We start from the raw sequence: 14,500 nt of genomic DNA on the forward strand, positions 1-14,500 counted from the left end.
CCTCACAGGATCGTGGCGGCTTTGGTCAGGAACCACAGGATCACCACCACCAATAGCGCGCCGACACCGACCACGGCGCCGAGGTCCTTCCAGGTCTTGCGCTGGTTCTGCACGTCGGCGTAGACCGAAAGCGAATGCCAAGCCACACCCAAGAAGGCGAGGGTAGCGATCAACAGACCCAGCAGGATTCCGCCGTCATAGGCGTAGTTCTTGATGGTGTCGATCAGGCCTGAGCCCTCGCCGCGGGATGGTGCTTCCATGGTCGGCAGATCAGCCCAAGCCAGCGTCGAACTCAGCAGTACCAAGCCGCCGAATAGGGCTTTCGAACTGGTAGTTCGCAGCAGGAGAAGCGGGCGATGACAACGACGGGAGAGATTCATGGCAAGGTCTCTTGGTTACGACAGCATGAAAAACATCAGCACGATCAAGGCGAGGGCCAGACGCAGCGCGCTGCCGCCGAGCGTACCGAAATTGAGATTGCCGGCCGCCCAACCGCGGTAGCCGGTCCACAGGGCCCAGGCGCACCAAAGCAACGCGAGCACCAGCACCGAGGAGCGCCACAACACGGAACTGAGCTGCGGGGAAAACCCGGCAACGGCCGAAAATGCGCTGAGTTGGGCGTCAGTCATGCTCATCGAAGAGGCTCGAGTGAGGTGCTTCAACACGGTACTGACCGGCCAGCTCGACTAGGTCGGCAGGCTGCGCGCGGGAGGGCGATAGGTATTTTTGGATGCCTTCACGCGCACGTTTTAGGTCTGCCGCAAACCTCGCATAGTCGAAGCGATAGCGCGCTCCATCGATACCATCCGAGCCGCGTCCCGCACGATCGGCCAACAGCTCGATGGAAGTGAGCTGTTGTTGCACGAGTCCCAGATCCGAGCGCTCGCGATTTTCTTGCGCGACAGTTGGGAGTGTTGCCAGGTAAATCACAAGCAACGGGAAGGCATGCATCCTCATGGCGGTCTCCAGAGTGATCTCTGGTCACCACCATTACTGCGCGGGCGAGTTGAGGCACGAGTTAAATGGATTCTCGGCCTTTCGTTTTCTGGTGTGGAAGGGCTTGAAGTTGCGACATTAAGCGGGATACCTACCTGTTGTCGCTGCAAGATTACGAACGCTGCAGCGAGCACCCAAGAGGCTCGCCAGCTATCAGTCGGTGAATGACAGCTCCGTCTGGCGTGCCCCTGGAGTGCGTGGCGTCATTGTTGCTCGAGGACTGCGTAAACTAATCGGTGTAGGAGTCGCAGATAAGTCATCCCCCAGAGTAGCCTGTAGTCCCGGTATTCGACCCTCCGACTCAAGTGCTCGAATCTCGTTCCTAGTCCTGACCAGCAACTCATTTGCAGTCTGCCCAGTATCCTCGCTCAGCGTCAAAGCCACCAGCGTCAAAGGGCTCACTTCCAATCGCTCGCTAAGCTGCTCAAGTTTGTCCAGCGTGAGGCTCGATCTACCCGTTTCGAGCTTGGACAAATAGGTGCGGCTGGTCGTATCGGCAAAACCGCGTTGGGTGATGTTGCGCTGACTGCGTAGTGCTCGAAGTACATGCGCAAACGATGACTTTAACGTCATGAAGATACCTGAGGAGTGGAGCGAGCAGGTGCATTTGGCGGTGACTTAAGTTGGGGAGGCGACCCGCTCAGGCCAGTTGATTCCACTCTACCATACACTCTCGAACTAGGCCCTGTGGCTACCTCAGCCATCCTGCGAGTGTCTGCTCTGGACCCATGCGGTTTCTCGCAAAAGGACAGCAACCGGCCAGCGGTTGAACATTTAGAACCCATCAAAATTTCTTTCCCGTCAACACCTCACGCTCATTTCGCTGGTTGCGGCTCTTCTGACTGCTCTGCCTCGCGCAGTCCGGCGCTCAAACCATCGCAACTGGCCGACCATTCAGCCAGCCAGCAAGGCAGTGCTGGCGACTGCTTATCCAGGCCTATTGCATCCGCAAATTCGGCGGGTGCGACAGTGCCTTTTGTACCGCGAAACAACCCGCGCATGACCACGACCGCAATTACTCGGCCATTTTTGACAAAGCGGTGTTCGACAAAGCTCCACTTGTGGTCCCAGCCAAGCATGCGCGTATGAATTTCAAAGCGCTCGAATAGCTTGAGCTCTCGGCGAAACTTGCCCCACACATCGCCCACGATCGGAATTGCGCGGTGTTTGAGTGCCACGCGAAACGCGCCGCTGCGAAGCACATAATCCATTCTGCCAACGTCGGCCAGAGTGAAGTAGCGGCCGTTGGTAACGTGCCGGTTGAAGTCCAGATCCAGTGGCCAGACGCGTAGATGCACCACCGTAGTGGCGAGACCGTGCACAGGGCGACGCCACGGTCGGCGCAATAGCATCAGGAGAAGGCGAAACCATAAGTTCATGCAAAAAATACCTGTTAGAGCGGGTGAGTGCCGCACTCTAGGCGCAGTGTTCGGGGTAAGGTAGATGCAGAAATGACTAATTTCATGCCAATTGCGCAAAAGGATTTTCATGCACGTCACGCTTCTCCTGGCCGAGTACAGCTCACAAGCTTCTGCCTCTCTGGCAATAGAGGTACTGGATGCAGCAAACCGCTTGGCGGCTCCTGCCGATAAGCCCTTTACTGTGTGCGTCGCCTCGTTGGATGGTCTGCCTGTGAGCAATGCCCTAGGGCAACCCATGCCCGTGGATGCAGGGCTCGATACGATTGATAGAACAGACCTCGTGCTGATTCCTGGTTTTCTCTTCAGCTTGCGCGAGGCACTGCCGGCTTTTGCACAATACGGTAGTTGGTTGCGTCACCAGCACCGCCAGGGCGCAATCATCGCCTCTATGTGCACCGCCGCCTTTATGCTCGCCGAAGCCGGCTTGCTCGACGGTGTAGAGGCCACCACTCACTGGGCGTTCGCTGACTTTCTACGCCGGCACTACCCGAAGGTCTGCCTGGATGAGCGCCGTATCCTTTGCGAAGACGGTCGTATAATCAGCAGTGCCGGCGCGAGTGCTGCCATGGACTTGCTGTTGCACCTGGTTCGCCGTTTTGCCTCGTTTGAACTGGCACAACAGTGTGGCCGTTACTTGTTGGTTGACAGCGTGCGCAGCGAGCAGACCGTTTATATCAGTTGGTCTATGCCACGTGGTCATACAGACGAGGCGGTCATGCGAGTGCAGGACTGGATGGAGGCCAACTTCGCCGAACCCAACAGTATCGCCCAGCTAGCCGATCATTTCGGCTTCGGTGTGCGTAACTTCAAGCGCCGCTTCAAAGAAGCCACTGGCCAAACGCCACTCAACTACCTCCAGGCTCTGCGTCTGGAAAAGGCCAAGCAATTGCTGGAAACCACACGCCTAGGTTTTGAAGTAATCACCAACCGAGTGGGCTACGAAGACAGTAATTCGTTCAGGCGGCTTTTCTGCAAGCGTATTGGAATTTCACCCGCGCTTTTCCGAAAGCGCTTTCTTCGGCTTCCGCCGAGCACGTAAACCTCGGCTGCCTTGGTCCACTGCACTGTGACCACCAAAGCGATCACCGAGCTGAGCGGAGTGCATCAAGCATCCTCGCGTTTGGACCATAAGCGCCCGCTGCTGGCTGAGTACGCATCCCCTCTGTAGGGCAGCTTTTGGTTGCAGCCATTCAAAGATATTTTTTGAATGTTGTAGAGGTGATGGCCACCATGAAACCAAGCAACGAAGCACATGGTAGTAAAACCCAATTTGGATTCAGCGACCAAGGAAGCGACAGATAGATTACCCAAGGGCTGATTATCAGCGGCAGCAGTGTTCTCTTGGCTCGGTGATAGATAAAACTGCTCTCCCTGCCCGCTCCGAATTTTCGCAGATCTCGCCGCATCAACCCGTCCACTAGGCCGGTAAGCACTGCAAGCAAGAAGAGGGGGGTGGCCAAAGTGAGCACGGCTAAGCGCACTACGAAAGTGAAGACAGTGAATAGGGATGCCAGCAAGTAGTCTTGGCCAGCGACATACGTTTGAGCAAGCTGTCCTTGCAGCGAGGCCTCGCGACTGAGTAGTTTCAGGTTGATATCGGACTGTGCCCAGCCGGATTGGACCACAACCCAATCGCTGAGGCGCTCAAGGATTCTCGCGGCCTCGAGAGCCGGTTCTTGCACGAGCAGCGAGCACTTGAAGTGACTGCTGAGCCAACCAAGCTCACTCAGCCACATGGCATAACTATGATGCCAACCCTGTTCGGGCCAGAACCACAACATGCCCATTAACTCCAACAGAATTGAGAACAGCAAGGAAGCAAATAGCAGGCCTAGCAACCGTAGGCAGAGCTCAAACGTACCGAAAATGAAACCCGGTCGTCGTTGTGGGGAAATTGGGTTGTTTTGGGCGGTAGGCATAAAGGCTCCACGGTGTTCGCGGGCACGCAGCTGCTCACGGCGCGCGTTTACTCCCAGGAGGAGGCATCTCGGGATCGAAGTCGACCGTTGGTGCACCGCCAGCACTGCTCCACCAATTCCCCGCATTGGCGTTGTATGACTCGCGCATGCTTGCAGCCAGGGCCTGCAGATCCGCCGGCATCGCATCGTCGCTGGCCGGCTTCGGTAGCGGCATCCGAACCTTCCATAGCTGTCCGCCTTCTTGGAACGAGAACATCTGTCCCTTGGGCAAAGCGATGATGTGCGCGGGCTCGATCAGCGGCACGGCGGTGATGGTCACGCGGTCTTGCGAGGACGACGTGAAGTCGGTTCGGGCGTCAGGGTCAGCGGTGTCCGTTGCACCAGAGACAAGGGTACGCGTCTGCACGTTGACCTTGGGCAACTGATTGGTCAGCAGTTCCGCGGTCGCGGTTTCCCGCACGCGCAGCATCTGCAGGGTGTTGAAGTTGCCGATGACCTGGCCGGCTTTGGCCCGGCTGCCGATGCGTGCCTCGATATCGCTCAAGGTCTGGGTGTACGCGGTAACCTGGATACCGGCACCGCCACCCTTGTTGATCAGCGGGATGAACTCGTCGCCCATCAATTCGTTGAACTCGTCGGCGTGCAGGTTGATGGGCACCTTGTCGGCCGCGCTGGAGGAGCCCGGCAGGCCGTGGTCGATGCCGTGTTTGTAGATGTACCCGGCGACGGAGACCAGATCGGCAAACATCGAGTTGCCGACTGCGGCGGCGACTTCGGCATCGGACAGTGCATCCAGGCCGACGTAGACGATGCCACGTTTACGGATGACCTGGAGCCAGTCGAAGATCGGTCGTGGATCGGCCAGGTCGGCATAGTTAGGGGCCAGCAACTGGGCCGTCTTGCCGCTGGTGAGCTTCTCCAGCAACGGCAGCAGCGAGGCGACGATCTTGTCGAAGTAGGTGCGGTCGTAGCGCACCGCCGATCGCAGGCCATCCATCACCGGGTCGAAGAGGCGCTTGGTGGTCAGGTATTGCTCAATGGCGACCACGCGTTTCTCGCGGCCGATCATGTGCCGTGGCACGTTCTTCTCGTTGAGGCGAGCTTCGAGATCAACGATGGTCTTCCAGGCCTGCGGGTCATGACGGGCGAAGAAGTGTTGGGCGTACTCGATAAACAGCGCGTCGATGTTCACCACATGGCGCTGGATCTGCAGGTAGTCCGGGCGTCGCCCCAGCTCGATCAGGGCCCGGGCGATGATATTGACGAAGCGCCAGGCGAACTCACGAAACGCTGCGGAGTTGCCTTCGCCGCTCAGTTGGCCAGCGACACGGGTGGCGACTTCCGAGATGCGACCGAAACGGCCAATGGCATTGTAGCGTGCGGAAATCTCAGGCCAGCCCAAGTGGAAGACGTAGAATTCGTGTTCACGGCCTGCCCGTCGCGCCTCCACGTACATGCGCTTGAGCAGGTCGGCATCACCTTTGGGATCGAAGACGATCACCACTTCCTGGCTCGGCCGGTGGATGTCCTGGGTGATGTAGACCTCGGCCAGGCGCGTCTTGCCGACGCGGGTGGTGCCCAACACCAGGGTATGGCCTACGCGTTCGCCCAGTGGCATGGAAGCTTCCTGCTCATTGGGCTCGACGCCATGCAGCAGCGGTGAGCCGCCCACCGGCGGCAGCGGTCGTACCGGGTTGAGTGGGCTGTCCCAGGCGGTCATCCGGGGCAGGAGGGAGAGCCCAGGCGGCGCTTTTTCCAGCACATGCTCCAGTCGCCGGGCCCACTGGTAGGCCGCAGACTGGTTAACGTAGCGGGCGAGCGCGGGGTCCTGCGCCTCCTGCAAGCGTTGGGTGTGCAGGCGGCTCCAGCGAAAGCCTCGGCCCATGAACAAGCGCTTGCTGCTGACCGGGATTTGCCGGCTGGTCAGCGAGTAGCGGGGCAGGCGGCGGATGTTGCGCCGATAGCGCAGGACAATGCGGGCCTCGTTGAGGCGCTTGAGACCGAAGGCCGTGTAGGCCAGGGCCATGCCGGCGCCGACCTCCGGCGACAGGGCCACCGCCCAGGGCGAATGTAGGCACAGTGCACTGGCGCCGACGCAGATCCCCACGGTGTACAGCTCCACCGCAGGGCGCAGCAGGGATTCCATCGCATGGTCACCCATGGCGGTACCTCACTGTTCCAGACCAGTCGGTGTGATCAATACCGGGTAGTGCTTCAGTTCCAGCCGCTCGGCGATGTCGTCGCCACTCACCGGCCAGATGGCCAACCCAGGCGCGACCGCCTGGATGCGCTGCAGCGCCGCGGCATCTGCGACCTCAACGGCCAGGCCGTTGGCCCCCAACTGCTTCAAGGCCGGCGCGTGCTGCGTCAGCCACGCCAATGAGGCGGCGTCCGCCCCAACCAGGAACAGTGGGGCTATGCCTGGCAGGTCCAACGCTCTGCGGGACACATCACCCGGCGTGAGGCGCGCGCTGTGCACCGGCATTACCCAGCTCAGTGTGCGTGGGTCGGGTCGTTCAACCGGCGCGGCCGATTCGGTGGCCATTGCAGGAGGTGTCGGTACAAGCAATGCTCTGGCAGCCAGCGACCACACCAGCCAACTGATCAGCCTGCCCCGACGAACATCAATCATAAGCGTGGTCCTCCACGGCTGGGCGTGGTGGCTTCAACGCGCTGCCAGTGCTGGCTGAACTGCGTGCGGTAGCGCGCCGCCGGGGCCCCTCCCGCAGGCCGGTGATAGCGGCCGGCGGCAATGACCCAGTCACCGGCGTCGGCGTAGTGCTCGCGCAACAGATCGGCGGTGACGGCGAGGTTGGCGCGCGGATCGAGGGCATCGCAGGCGGTGGGATAACGCTCCGGGTGATAACCCAGGTTGGTCTGGCCCAGGCCGACATCGATGCGCTTGGGATCATGCCTGTTGAGCGCCACGGTGAGTGCGCTGCAGGCTTGGTCACGGGTGGCGAAGCGCTGTGGCGTACCGGCTACATTCAAAGTCCACGGCCAGGGGATGAGCTGCCCACGCAACGGCGTGCCGCTCTCTTGCTGGGCAATGGCGAACAACACTGAGGCTGGGATGCCGGCCTGGGCGGCGGCCAACTGGTATGCCGGTGGAGGGGGGCCGCCTGCTTGGGCGACAGTCACCCCCATCAGGGCCAGGGCGAGGGTCAGTCGACGCGTTTCCATTTCCCTTCCACCTGTTGAAAGCGCGCGGGCAGGGGGCGGCTGGCGCCGAGGGCGAACCAGCGACCGCGGTCGTGATTGAGGGTGACTTGGCCGCTGCCGACCTGGGCCGGGGTAACGCCTACCGTACGCGCCCATTGTCGAATGCGTGCATCGTCGCCCTGGCTGCCGACCAGGTAGATGTCTAGGTGGGCGCCCGTGCTCAACCATTGGCGGAGGCTAGCCTCACAGGTCGAACACGGATCCTCCACAAACACCGCATAGCGCGGGTTGCTCGATGAGGCTGCGGCATCGCTCATCCCCTGTACCGGCAACAGTCCCGGGAACAGCCGCGTCCAGGCCGCAGAGTAGGCTTTCTGATAGGCCAGTTCGCGTTCGGCACGCTTGGCTTCGAGGCGCACCTGCAGCTCGGCGTAGCGCTGACGCTCCTGGTCCGAGTCGGCTTCCACGCCCAGGGTGGTCAGCGGGTCGAGTTGCGGTGACCAGTACCGACGGGGACCGCTCTGCAGGCGCTCGAACTTGGCCCATTCATCATCGGTCAGGCCCCAGGCCTTGGCCTGTGCTGCGGATCGCGCTTGCTGCAACGGGGCCTGCTCGCTGGACTGCAGCTGAGTTTCAACCATGGCGGGTTCGCTCCATCCCGGGCCTGTCATCAGGCAGATGGGGAGTAGCAGCAGCGAGAGGGTGGTGAACCGGACCATATGCACCTCGTCACGGCAGGGGCAGCGAACGTTCGCCGAGGCCAGGCACCTGGAATACGGCCTGATTCCGGCGAAGGACCTTGAGCTGCCAGCCGTTAAAGCTGTCACCGGGCTGTAGCAGGTGGACGGTCGACAGGACATGCGCGCCGGCTGGCAGGGCCGAGACAAACCGGACATCGCCACGGGTCTCGACACCCAGCAAGGTAAATGGCGGCGCCGGGGTTTGGGTTTTGGCGGCCGGTTTGGCGTGGGCTGCAGGCTCGGGTTGTGCAGATGGCGCAACCGGTCGAGCCACGAGGGCGTGGATGGCGGTTTCGGCGTCGCCCAGTCGCTGTTCCAGCGCGGCCAGATCGGCCTTGGTCGGACCCGGAGATACCGCTCCAATGGCCTTGAGCGAAGCGCTCACTTCATCCAGCTGTTTGCTCAGCGTTGTGAAGGTCGCATCCTGCTGGCGCTGGTGCTCGCCGAGCGCTTTCACTTGCGCTGGAAGTGCCGCGAAGGTGGCGCCTAGTGCATCAAGGTCCTGACGCAGCGCCGGGACTGGATCGGCTGGCGCATTTTCCGCAGCGACCAGGAGCCCGGTCAGTTGTTGCTGGTGGTTGTAGGTCACGGCGGCCAGTACGGCGGCACCGAGGCACAGGGCCCCGAGCACCAGGGCCTGAAAATGATGGACCTTCATGGCGCAATCTCCAGGGGCGGGCAAGGTGGGGCGGGTATCGGTGCGCGAAGCGCGTAGCACACGCTGCGTTCGACCGGGTCGATCACGAGCCGCCAGGCCGGGCCGCCCAAAATGGTCAGGGCGTCCAACAGCGCCATCGGCCCGAGTCGGTGCTGCACGGCCGGCAGGGGGCGGCTGAACAAGGTGGTGACCTCGGCGCGGTTGGTGCAGAGGGAGTAGCCCGAGCGCTGCAACACGTGGCGCAACGCATCACCGACCGTCGCATGCAGCGCCGGTGAAATCTGCACGGAGATGAGCTGGAACAATGGCTGGCGTTGTTCCAGCGTCGGTCGCGTGCTGACCAGGGTGTAGCGGTCTTGGCGGACCCACGCCGGTGATTCTGACAACGGCTTGGGCGGCGTGATCGGAGCTGGTACGGCTTTGTCTGGTGCCTCCGGTGGGGTGATGGCTGGCGGCATGCTGCAGCCCGCCAGCGCGAGTAGCAGAGCAAGGTAAGAAAATGCGGGCGTGTGCATGAGCAGGTCTCGAGAGAAGGTGCCGACACCTTGGCAACGCGTGCGAGCTACACCCACTGAAAAACCGAAATTGCCCGCCCGGTTTATCGGGCTGAAGGCACAAAAAAGGCGCCCTCTGGGGCGCCTTGCGTCAATCGTCAGCAAACACCGGCAGTCCCGGCAGCAGGGCTGCATCCGGATCGAACACCAGGAAGCGCGTGTCGGCCTGGCCGGCCAGCAACAACAGGGTCATCAACACTGGCGGTACCTGTTCATCCAGCAGGCGAGTGCAGACGTCCGCCGCTGAGCAACCGAGGTCCTCCAACTGGCCGCTGCTGTGCCAGGGTGTTGAGTACAGCTTACAGCCGACGGAGCGGTTGCTGACCAACTGGAAGCATTCAAAGAAGCCGGCCGGTCGTTCGCTATGGGCAAGCTGCTCGAGGTAGGCATACTCGTTGGCCGGCAAGTGGGATGAGCTGATCTCCCAGCTGCGGCTGTACTGGCCGGTGGCAAAGGACAGCTGCTGCATCAGGTGGTCCGCCGCTTCCTGGCTGGGAAGGTCGCCGAGGTGTACTGGGCCACTGAGCTGCTCGGCCGTGACTTGGTACAGCACGGTAGTGACCACACCGTCCGCGGGTAACTGCATGTGAAGGAAGCCCGAGGCATCCTGACCTTCCGTGATGACGGCGCAGTCGTCATCGAACACGCAGGCCTGAGAGTTGATGTGATCGTCGTCCAAGTCTAGCTGGGCGGTGTGCAGGGGACGGTAGCAGGGCGGGTACTGGTCGTCGTAGTGGATCTGGACGACGCGCTCGCAGGAGAACGCATGGAAGCCGCGGGCGAAGGGGTTGGGGGTTGAGGTGAGCATGGTGGCGCTCCAAGGAAGAGGGAAAGCCACCCCCGTGCAGGCGGTGGCTGGTTCAAGGAGGAAGGCTAGATCCAGCCGTAGTTGGCCAGGGGCAGGGGTTGACCTTCACCGACGATGATGTGGTCCAGAACACGGACCTCGACCAGCGCCAAGACTTCGATCAGACGTGTCGTCAGCACGCGGTCGGCGTCGCTGGGCTCAGGGCAGCCGGAGGGGTGGTTATGGCTGAGAATGACGGCGGCGGCGTTATGTGCCAGTGCCTTGACCACCACTTCGCGAGGGTAGACCGAGGCACCGTCGATGCTGCCGAAAAATAACACCTCGAAGTCCAGCACGCGGTGGCGTGAATCGAGGTAGAGCAGGGCAAATACCTCGTGGTGGTAAGGCGCCAAGCGCAGCTTCAGGTAAGACGCGGCGTCGGCGGGAGTGACCAGCACTTCGCCGCGTTGGAAGTAGCGTTGATCCAGCAACTGCAGGGCTTCTTTGATCAACGCATCTTCGTCGGCGCGCAGGGTCAGGGCCGGGTCGAGAGGCTCGACCAGGGTCAGTGGGTTGTTCATGAGCGGAACCTCGTGTGCAGGAGCGCTCCGGGAGGAGGCCCCGGGTTGTAGGATCAGGCGGTCACAGGCGGGTGAAGCGATGACGGGGGCCGTGTAACGGGGAATGGCAGGCTTCGCAGGGGGGAGTGGAGAAGGGGTCGATGCCGGAGCCGGTGTCCGGATCGAAATCGGCGCTGAGTGGCAATAACACCCGCAGCTCCTTACGCATGTGCGCGATTCGCTGGTCGACTTCGGCCGCGCTGTAGTACAGCGACAGCGCGCTGAAGTCATCGTAGGCCACGGCGTGCAGGCAATCCTCACAGAGCCAGTAACTCTCCATGGCAGCCTCCGGAGGTGAGAAAAGGCGCTCATGCGAGCGCCTCTGTGGTAGGCGTCAGTCTCAGGCAGGCTGTGTGGCCTGGTTCTGAGCCTGATCGGCACTGTGTGAAGGATTCGGCGCATGCTCTTCTGCCGCTTCGGACGGCGGTTCAGCCGAGGAAGCATCCTGCCGAGCTGGCGCTTTGTAGGTGAGCTGACCGTTGACCTTGATCCACTCGATGAAGATCAGCCGACCTTTGAGGCTGGCACCGGGTTGGCCTTTGCGCTCACCTTTTTGGTAGGTGAAGGCATCGACCCAGAGGTCGCCAATGCGAAACGCGATCAGCACTTTGCGTTCGGCATGGACATGCTTGAGGTGTTCGCGGATCAGCCGTTCGGCTTCGCCGCCAGCGACCTTGCAGTCGAAGCGGGTGTATTCGACGTCATCAGACGCGCCGTGCAAGGCGGCGATGTCGCAGGCCATAAAGGGCTGGCCGCGCCGCACTGGCACCTCGCGCACGCGGTTCAAGTAACCAATGCCTTGGGTGTGCAGGTTGAAGTAGGTGGTGGGGGCAGCAGTGTTTGCTATGGTCATGGTGAATCTCCTGTTTGCGAGAAACGCGGATATTCACCGGCCCTGGCGGGGGTGAGTCCGCAAGGGAAGGTCAGGTGCAACAGTAGTGGTGTAAGAGCGCTCATCATCGCGGGGAGCGATAACCGTGCGAGCCGCCGAGCGCTAGTCGCACTTTGGGAGGAACCACTCTGGGGAGAGCGTAGCCTTGGAGGTTCCGGCTACCTGGTGCTGTCAACGACAGCGCGGTGCAATTCATCTATAGAACGGTGCGCAGCGCCCGTCAACGGCGATTTTGACTGGGTTCAGAGGCGTGGAGGTGGGTGGCGCGCAGTGGACCCAAGCGCGCGAAAAAATAGCCCAACGGTCGTCAGGCTAGGAACAGAAGGGCCACCTTTGATCCGGTCCATTGACAGCGAAGTCGTCGCTTCACTTCAGCTGTCGCGTCACCCTGATCAACCGACCCTTGTCGTGGCCTGGGTCGGGATAACTGGCACGCATCCGCGCACAAACGGCGCCCGTTTTTTCGCCGGCGGGCACCGGCGCTGAGCATCGTCGCCGAAGCGGATGACCCCTACAGCCTGTAGCAGGTCGCACGGGTCATCCGTCTCGGGAACCTTGAACATCCGGAACAGTGATACAGCGCGGTGAAAGAGGCTCCGAACTCAACGAGTCTGGCCGAGCTGCCCGGAGCGAATCGGCCTAGGGTCGCCAAACGGCGAGGGGCCTGTTCACTACACCAGCGACTGGGCCCAGCGTCAAGCAGTCAGGTCCGCTTCGGCTTGGCGGGTGCTGCGCTGTCCTTCACTGCCTTGGTGCCCTTGCAGTCCGGGTAGCGCACACAGGACCAGAAGTTGCCGGTGCGGCCTTTGCGCTGGCGCATGGGGCTGCGGCACACGGGGCAGGCGGGACCTTTCGAACGGGGTAGCTGCAGGTTCAACGAGGTCTGGCTGCGCACCACCTGGGTGACCCAAGCCGATTGCTTGGCGAGAAACGCCTCGACACTCAGCTGACCGGTCTCGATCCGTGCCAGCGCCTGTTCCCATACCGCAGTCATGACCGGATCAGCCACCTCACGCGGAACAGCCTCGATCAACGTGTGGGCGGCCGCAGAGGCCGCCAGGCTGCGCTTTTTCTTGGCCAGGTAGCCGTGATCGATCAGGCCCTGGATGATCGCGGCGCGGGTGGCCTCGGTGCCGATGCCAATGCTGTCTTTCAACGTTTGCTTCAGGCGCACGTCGGCCACCTGGTTGGCGATGGTTTTCATCGCTTTGACCAGTGTGCCTTCGGTGTAGGGTTTGGGCGGCTGGGTGCGCTGCGTGTTGACCTTGGCGTCTCGCACACCAACCGACGCACCTTCCTGCAAGGTGGGGAGCCGCTGCGTTTGCTCGGTCGGTTCGCTGGCGTCGGCTTCGTCGATCACGGCCTTCCAGCCACGTCCCTGGATCTGCTTGCCGCGGGCCACCAGCTGATCGGCTTGGCTGCGCAGCTGCACCTGGGTCTTCAGAAATTCGTGGTGAGGCAGAAACTGCGCCAGGTAGCGGGCGCGGATCAGTTTGTACACGGCGCGCTCGTGCTCGGACATTTGATCCAGCGGGATCACCACGGCGGTGGGGATGATGCCGTGGTGGGCGGTGACTTTGCTGCTGTTCCAGGCGCGGGAGCGTCGTGTCGGATCAAGCTCCTTGAAGCGCTGGCCAAGCCCCGGCTCGGCTGCGGCCAAGGCCTTCAGTACGCGCGGCACTTCGTCCAGCATGCTCTCTGGCAGGTAGCCACAGTCGCTGCGGGGGTAGGTGGTGGCCTTGTGGGTTTCGTACAGTGCCTGCGCCACACTGAGGGTTTCCTGCGCGCCTAGGCCGAGTTTGGCTGAGCAGACTTCCTGCAGCGTGCCCAGGTCGAACGGCAACGGCGGCCCCTCTGTCACGCGTTCAACGTCGACCCGCTCAACCTGTACTGACCCCGCTGCAGCCAGGCGTCTGACCGCCTGCTCGGCTGCTGCCTGATCTATGCAGCGTCCGGCGTCATCACAGTGTGCAGGCAGGGGCTGCCAGCGCGCCTGGAATTCAGCCCCGCCAATGTGCAGTACGACGTCCACGGTCCAGAACGGCCGGGCAACAAAGCTGGCGATGGCGCGATCACGTTCGACCACCAGACGCAGGGTTGGCGTCTGTACGCGTCCTACGGGCAATGTACCGTCAAAGCCGGCGCGGCGACCCAGCAGGGTGAACAGTCGGCTGAGGTTGATGCCGACCAGCCAATCGGCGCGGGACCGGGCGAGGGCACAGTGGTACAGCGACAGGGTGTGCTCGCCTGGCCGCAATGTAGTCAGCGCCCGGCGAATCGAGGCGTCATCGAGGGCGGACAGCCACAGGCGCAGGACCGGCCCCTGGTACTGGCAGCGTTCGAGGATCTCCCGGGCAATCATCTCGCCCTCGCGGTCGGCATCGGTGGCAATCACCACCTCGGCGCAGCTCTGCAGCAGCCGACTGATGGATTTCAACTGCGCGGCCACCTTGGGCTTTACCACCAGTTTCCAGTGCTGCGGGATGATCGGCAGGTGTTCCAGCGACCAGCGCTTGAACTGGTCGCCATAGATTTCCGGTGGTGCGGTCTCCAGCAGGTGGCCCACGCACCAGGTCACAGTCACTCCAGTGCCCTGTAGGTAGCCGTCACCGCGACGGTGGGCATGCAGCACCCGGGCGATGTCGCGGGCTTGGGACGGCTTTTCGCAGATGTAGAGGCGCATGGCGTGGCCCTCTCGGTCGGATACCTGTCGCATGGAGGCACCCGCAAAAATGTGTATTCGGAAAGCTC

The 14,500-nt window shown here is 62.0% G+C and carries 18 protein-coding genes; 1 reads left to right on the forward strand and 17 read right to left on the reverse strand.

The window, feature by feature from the left end:
- Window positions 1-2: 2 nt before the first annotated feature.
- The 5 genes from RAC97_RS04755 to RAC97_RS04775 all read right to left on the reverse strand — a co-directional run bounded on the left by RAC97_RS04755 (window position 3) and on the right by RAC97_RS04775 (window position 2,375).
- Entirely contained in the window at window positions 3-380 is a 378-nt protein-coding gene (locus RAC97_RS04755; RefSeq protein ID WP_375097645.1) for a TIGR03745 family integrating conjugative element membrane protein, read from the reverse strand.
- Between the two features lie 15 nt (window positions 381-395).
- A complete protein-coding gene (locus tag RAC97_RS04760; protein ID WP_375097646.1) occupies window positions 396-635 on the reverse strand; it encodes a TIGR03758 family integrating conjugative element protein in 240 nt (79 codons plus the stop codon).
- On the reverse strand, window positions 622-957 hold the full coding sequence (locus RAC97_RS04765) for an RAQPRD family integrative conjugative element protein (RefSeq protein WP_375097647.1): 336 nt from the start codon (window positions 955-957) through the stop codon (window positions 622-624). Before RAC97_RS04765 ends, RAC97_RS04760 begins: the two co-directional genes overlap by 14 nt.
- Before the next feature lie 192 nt (window positions 958-1,149).
- Complete coding sequence (locus tag RAC97_RS04770) at window positions 1,150-1,569, reverse strand: helix-turn-helix domain-containing protein (protein ID WP_375097648.1); 420 nt, start codon at window positions 1,567-1,569, stop codon at window positions 1,150-1,152.
- Window positions 1,570-1,811: 242 nt separating this feature from the next.
- On the reverse strand, window positions 1,812-2,375 hold the full coding sequence (locus tag RAC97_RS04775) for a thioesterase family protein (protein WP_375097870.1): 564 nt from the start codon (window positions 2,373-2,375) through the stop codon (window positions 1,812-1,814).
- A gap of 109 nt (window positions 2,376-2,484) precedes the next feature.
- Here RAC97_RS04775 and RAC97_RS04780 point away from each other — a divergent pair, with 109 nt between their 5' ends.
- Window positions 2,485-3,456: a GlxA family transcriptional regulator gene (locus RAC97_RS04780; protein WP_375097649.1), complete on the forward strand. Its 972-nt coding sequence runs from the start codon at window positions 2,485-2,487 to the stop codon at window positions 3,454-3,456.
- A 151-nt stretch (window positions 3,457-3,607) separates the two neighbouring features.
- On the opposite strand, the gene RAC97_RS04785 is transcribed toward RAC97_RS04780, so the two are convergent.
- The 12 genes from RAC97_RS04785 to RAC97_RS04840 form a co-directional block, all read right to left on the reverse strand.
- On the reverse strand, window positions 3,608-4,336 hold the full coding sequence (locus tag RAC97_RS04785) for a TIGR03747 family integrating conjugative element membrane protein (protein ID WP_375097650.1): 729 nt from the start codon (window positions 4,334-4,336) through the stop codon (window positions 3,608-3,610).
- Window positions 4,337-4,370: 34 nt separating this feature from the next.
- Window positions 4,371-6,497, reverse strand: a complete 2,127-nt coding sequence (gene traD / locus RAC97_RS04790; protein WP_375097651.1) for a type IV conjugative transfer system coupling protein TraD — start codon at window positions 6,495-6,497, stop codon at window positions 4,371-4,373.
- Between the two features lie 9 nt (window positions 6,498-6,506).
- Entirely contained in the window at window positions 6,507-6,968 is a 462-nt protein-coding gene (locus RAC97_RS04795) for an integrating conjugative element protein (RefSeq protein WP_379671404.1), read from the reverse strand.
- Window positions 6,965-7,519: a transglycosylase gene (locus RAC97_RS04800; RefSeq protein WP_375097653.1), complete on the reverse strand. Its 555-nt coding sequence runs from the start codon at window positions 7,517-7,519 to the stop codon at window positions 6,965-6,967. The genes RAC97_RS04795 and RAC97_RS04800 overlap by 4 nt, the downstream gene beginning before the upstream one ends.
- On the reverse strand, window positions 7,501-8,217 hold the full coding sequence (locus tag RAC97_RS04805) for a TIGR03759 family integrating conjugative element protein (RefSeq protein WP_375097654.1): 717 nt from the start codon (window positions 8,215-8,217) through the stop codon (window positions 7,501-7,503). The genes RAC97_RS04800 and RAC97_RS04805 overlap by 19 nt, the downstream gene beginning before the upstream one ends.
- Before the next feature lie 10 nt (window positions 8,218-8,227).
- Entirely contained in the window at window positions 8,228-8,896 is a 669-nt protein-coding gene (locus tag RAC97_RS04810) for a hypothetical protein (protein WP_375097655.1), read from the reverse strand.
- Window positions 8,893-9,411: a PilL N-terminal domain-containing protein gene (locus RAC97_RS04815; RefSeq protein ID WP_375097656.1), complete on the reverse strand. Its 519-nt coding sequence runs from the start codon at window positions 9,409-9,411 to the stop codon at window positions 8,893-8,895. Before RAC97_RS04815 ends, RAC97_RS04810 begins: the two co-directional genes overlap by 4 nt.
- A gap of 130 nt (window positions 9,412-9,541) precedes the next feature.
- Complete coding sequence (locus tag RAC97_RS04820; protein WP_375097657.1) at window positions 9,542-10,258, reverse strand: hypothetical protein; 717 nt, start codon at window positions 10,256-10,258, stop codon at window positions 9,542-9,544.
- 65 nt (window positions 10,259-10,323) lie between these two features.
- Complete coding sequence (locus RAC97_RS04825) at window positions 10,324-10,818, reverse strand: JAB domain-containing protein (protein ID WP_375097658.1); 495 nt, start codon at window positions 10,816-10,818, stop codon at window positions 10,324-10,326.
- Between the two features lie 61 nt (window positions 10,819-10,879).
- The gene (locus RAC97_RS04830; protein WP_375097659.1) at window positions 10,880-11,137 is read right to left on the reverse strand and encodes a hypothetical protein; all 258 of its coding nucleotides are present in this window, start codon (window positions 11,135-11,137) and stop codon (window positions 10,880-10,882) included.
- A gap of 60 nt (window positions 11,138-11,197) precedes the next feature.
- The gene (locus tag RAC97_RS04835; protein ID WP_375097660.1) at window positions 11,198-11,710 is read right to left on the reverse strand and encodes an STY4534 family ICE replication protein; all 513 of its coding nucleotides are present in this window, start codon (window positions 11,708-11,710) and stop codon (window positions 11,198-11,200) included.
- A 742-nt stretch (window positions 11,711-12,452) separates the two neighbouring features.
- Window positions 12,453-14,432, reverse strand: a complete 1,980-nt coding sequence (locus RAC97_RS04840) for a DNA topoisomerase III (protein WP_375097871.1) — start codon at window positions 14,430-14,432, stop codon at window positions 12,453-12,455.
- Window positions 14,433-14,500: the final 68 nt, after the last annotated feature.

The organism is Pseudomonas sp. LS_2, assembly GCF_042709235.1.
In the GTDB taxonomy this organism is placed as follows: domain Bacteria; phylum Pseudomonadota; class Gammaproteobacteria; order Pseudomonadales; family Pseudomonadaceae; genus Aquipseudomonas.

What these genes read in the sequence shown, in the direction of transcription:
- RAC97_RS04840 (WP_375097871.1), bottom strand. Translation starts at nt 14,432, where the DNA reads ATGCGCCTCTACATCTGCGAAAAGCCGTCCCAAGCCCGCGACATCGCC.
- traD (WP_375097651.1), bottom strand. Translation starts at nt 6,497, where the DNA reads ATGGGTGACCATGCGATGGAATCCCTGCTGCGCCCTGCGGTGGAGCTG.
- RAC97_RS04825 (WP_375097658.1), bottom strand. Translation starts at nt 10,818, where the DNA reads ATGAACAACCCACTGACCCTGGTCGAGCCTCTCGACCCGGCCCTGACC.
- RAC97_RS04785 (WP_375097650.1), bottom strand. Translation starts at nt 4,336, where the DNA reads ATGCCTACCGCCCAAAACAACCCAATTTCCCCACAACGACGACCGGGT.
- RAC97_RS04760 (WP_375097646.1), bottom strand. Translation starts at nt 635, where the DNA reads ATGAGCATGACTGACGCCCAACTCAGCGCATTTTCGGCCGTTGCCGGG.
- RAC97_RS04820 (WP_375097657.1), bottom strand. Translation starts at nt 10,258, where the DNA reads ATGCTCACCTCAACCCCCAACCCCTTCGCCCGCGGCTTCCATGCGTTC.
- RAC97_RS04755 (WP_375097645.1), bottom strand. Translation starts at nt 380, where the DNA reads ATGAATCTCTCCCGTCGTTGTCATCGCCCGCTTCTCCTGCTGCGAACT.
- RAC97_RS04810 (WP_375097655.1), bottom strand. Translation starts at nt 8,896, where the DNA reads ATGAAGGTCCATCATTTTCAGGCCCTGGTGCTCGGGGCCCTGTGCCTC.
- RAC97_RS04800 (WP_375097653.1), bottom strand. Translation starts at nt 7,519, where the DNA reads ATGGAAACGCGTCGACTGACCCTCGCCCTGGCCCTGATGGGGGTGACT.
- RAC97_RS04795 (WP_379671404.1), bottom strand. Translation starts at nt 6,968, where the DNA reads ATGATTGATGTTCGTCGGGGCAGGCTGATCAGTTGGCTGGTGTGGTCG.
- RAC97_RS04780 (WP_375097649.1), top strand. Translation starts at nt 2,485, where the DNA reads ATGCACGTCACGCTTCTCCTGGCCGAGTACAGCTCACAAGCTTCTGCC.
- RAC97_RS04765 (WP_375097647.1), bottom strand. Translation starts at nt 957, where the DNA reads ATGAGGATGCATGCCTTCCCGTTGCTTGTGATTTACCTGGCAACACTC.
- RAC97_RS04805 (WP_375097654.1), bottom strand. Translation starts at nt 8,217, where the DNA reads ATGGTCCGGTTCACCACCCTCTCGCTGCTGCTACTCCCCATCTGCCTG.
- RAC97_RS04835 (WP_375097660.1), bottom strand. Translation starts at nt 11,710, where the DNA reads ATGACCATAGCAAACACTGCTGCCCCCACCACCTACTTCAACCTGCAC.
- RAC97_RS04815 (WP_375097656.1), bottom strand. Translation starts at nt 9,411, where the DNA reads ATGCACACGCCCGCATTTTCTTACCTTGCTCTGCTACTCGCGCTGGCG.
- RAC97_RS04830 (WP_375097659.1), bottom strand. Translation starts at nt 11,137, where the DNA reads ATGGAGAGTTACTGGCTCTGTGAGGATTGCCTGCACGCCGTGGCCTAC.
- RAC97_RS04770 (WP_375097648.1), bottom strand. Translation starts at nt 1,569, where the DNA reads ATGACGTTAAAGTCATCGTTTGCGCATGTACTTCGAGCACTACGCAGT.
- RAC97_RS04775 (WP_375097870.1), bottom strand. Translation starts at nt 2,375, where the DNA reads ATGAACTTATGGTTTCGCCTTCTCCTGATGCTATTGCGCCGACCGTGG.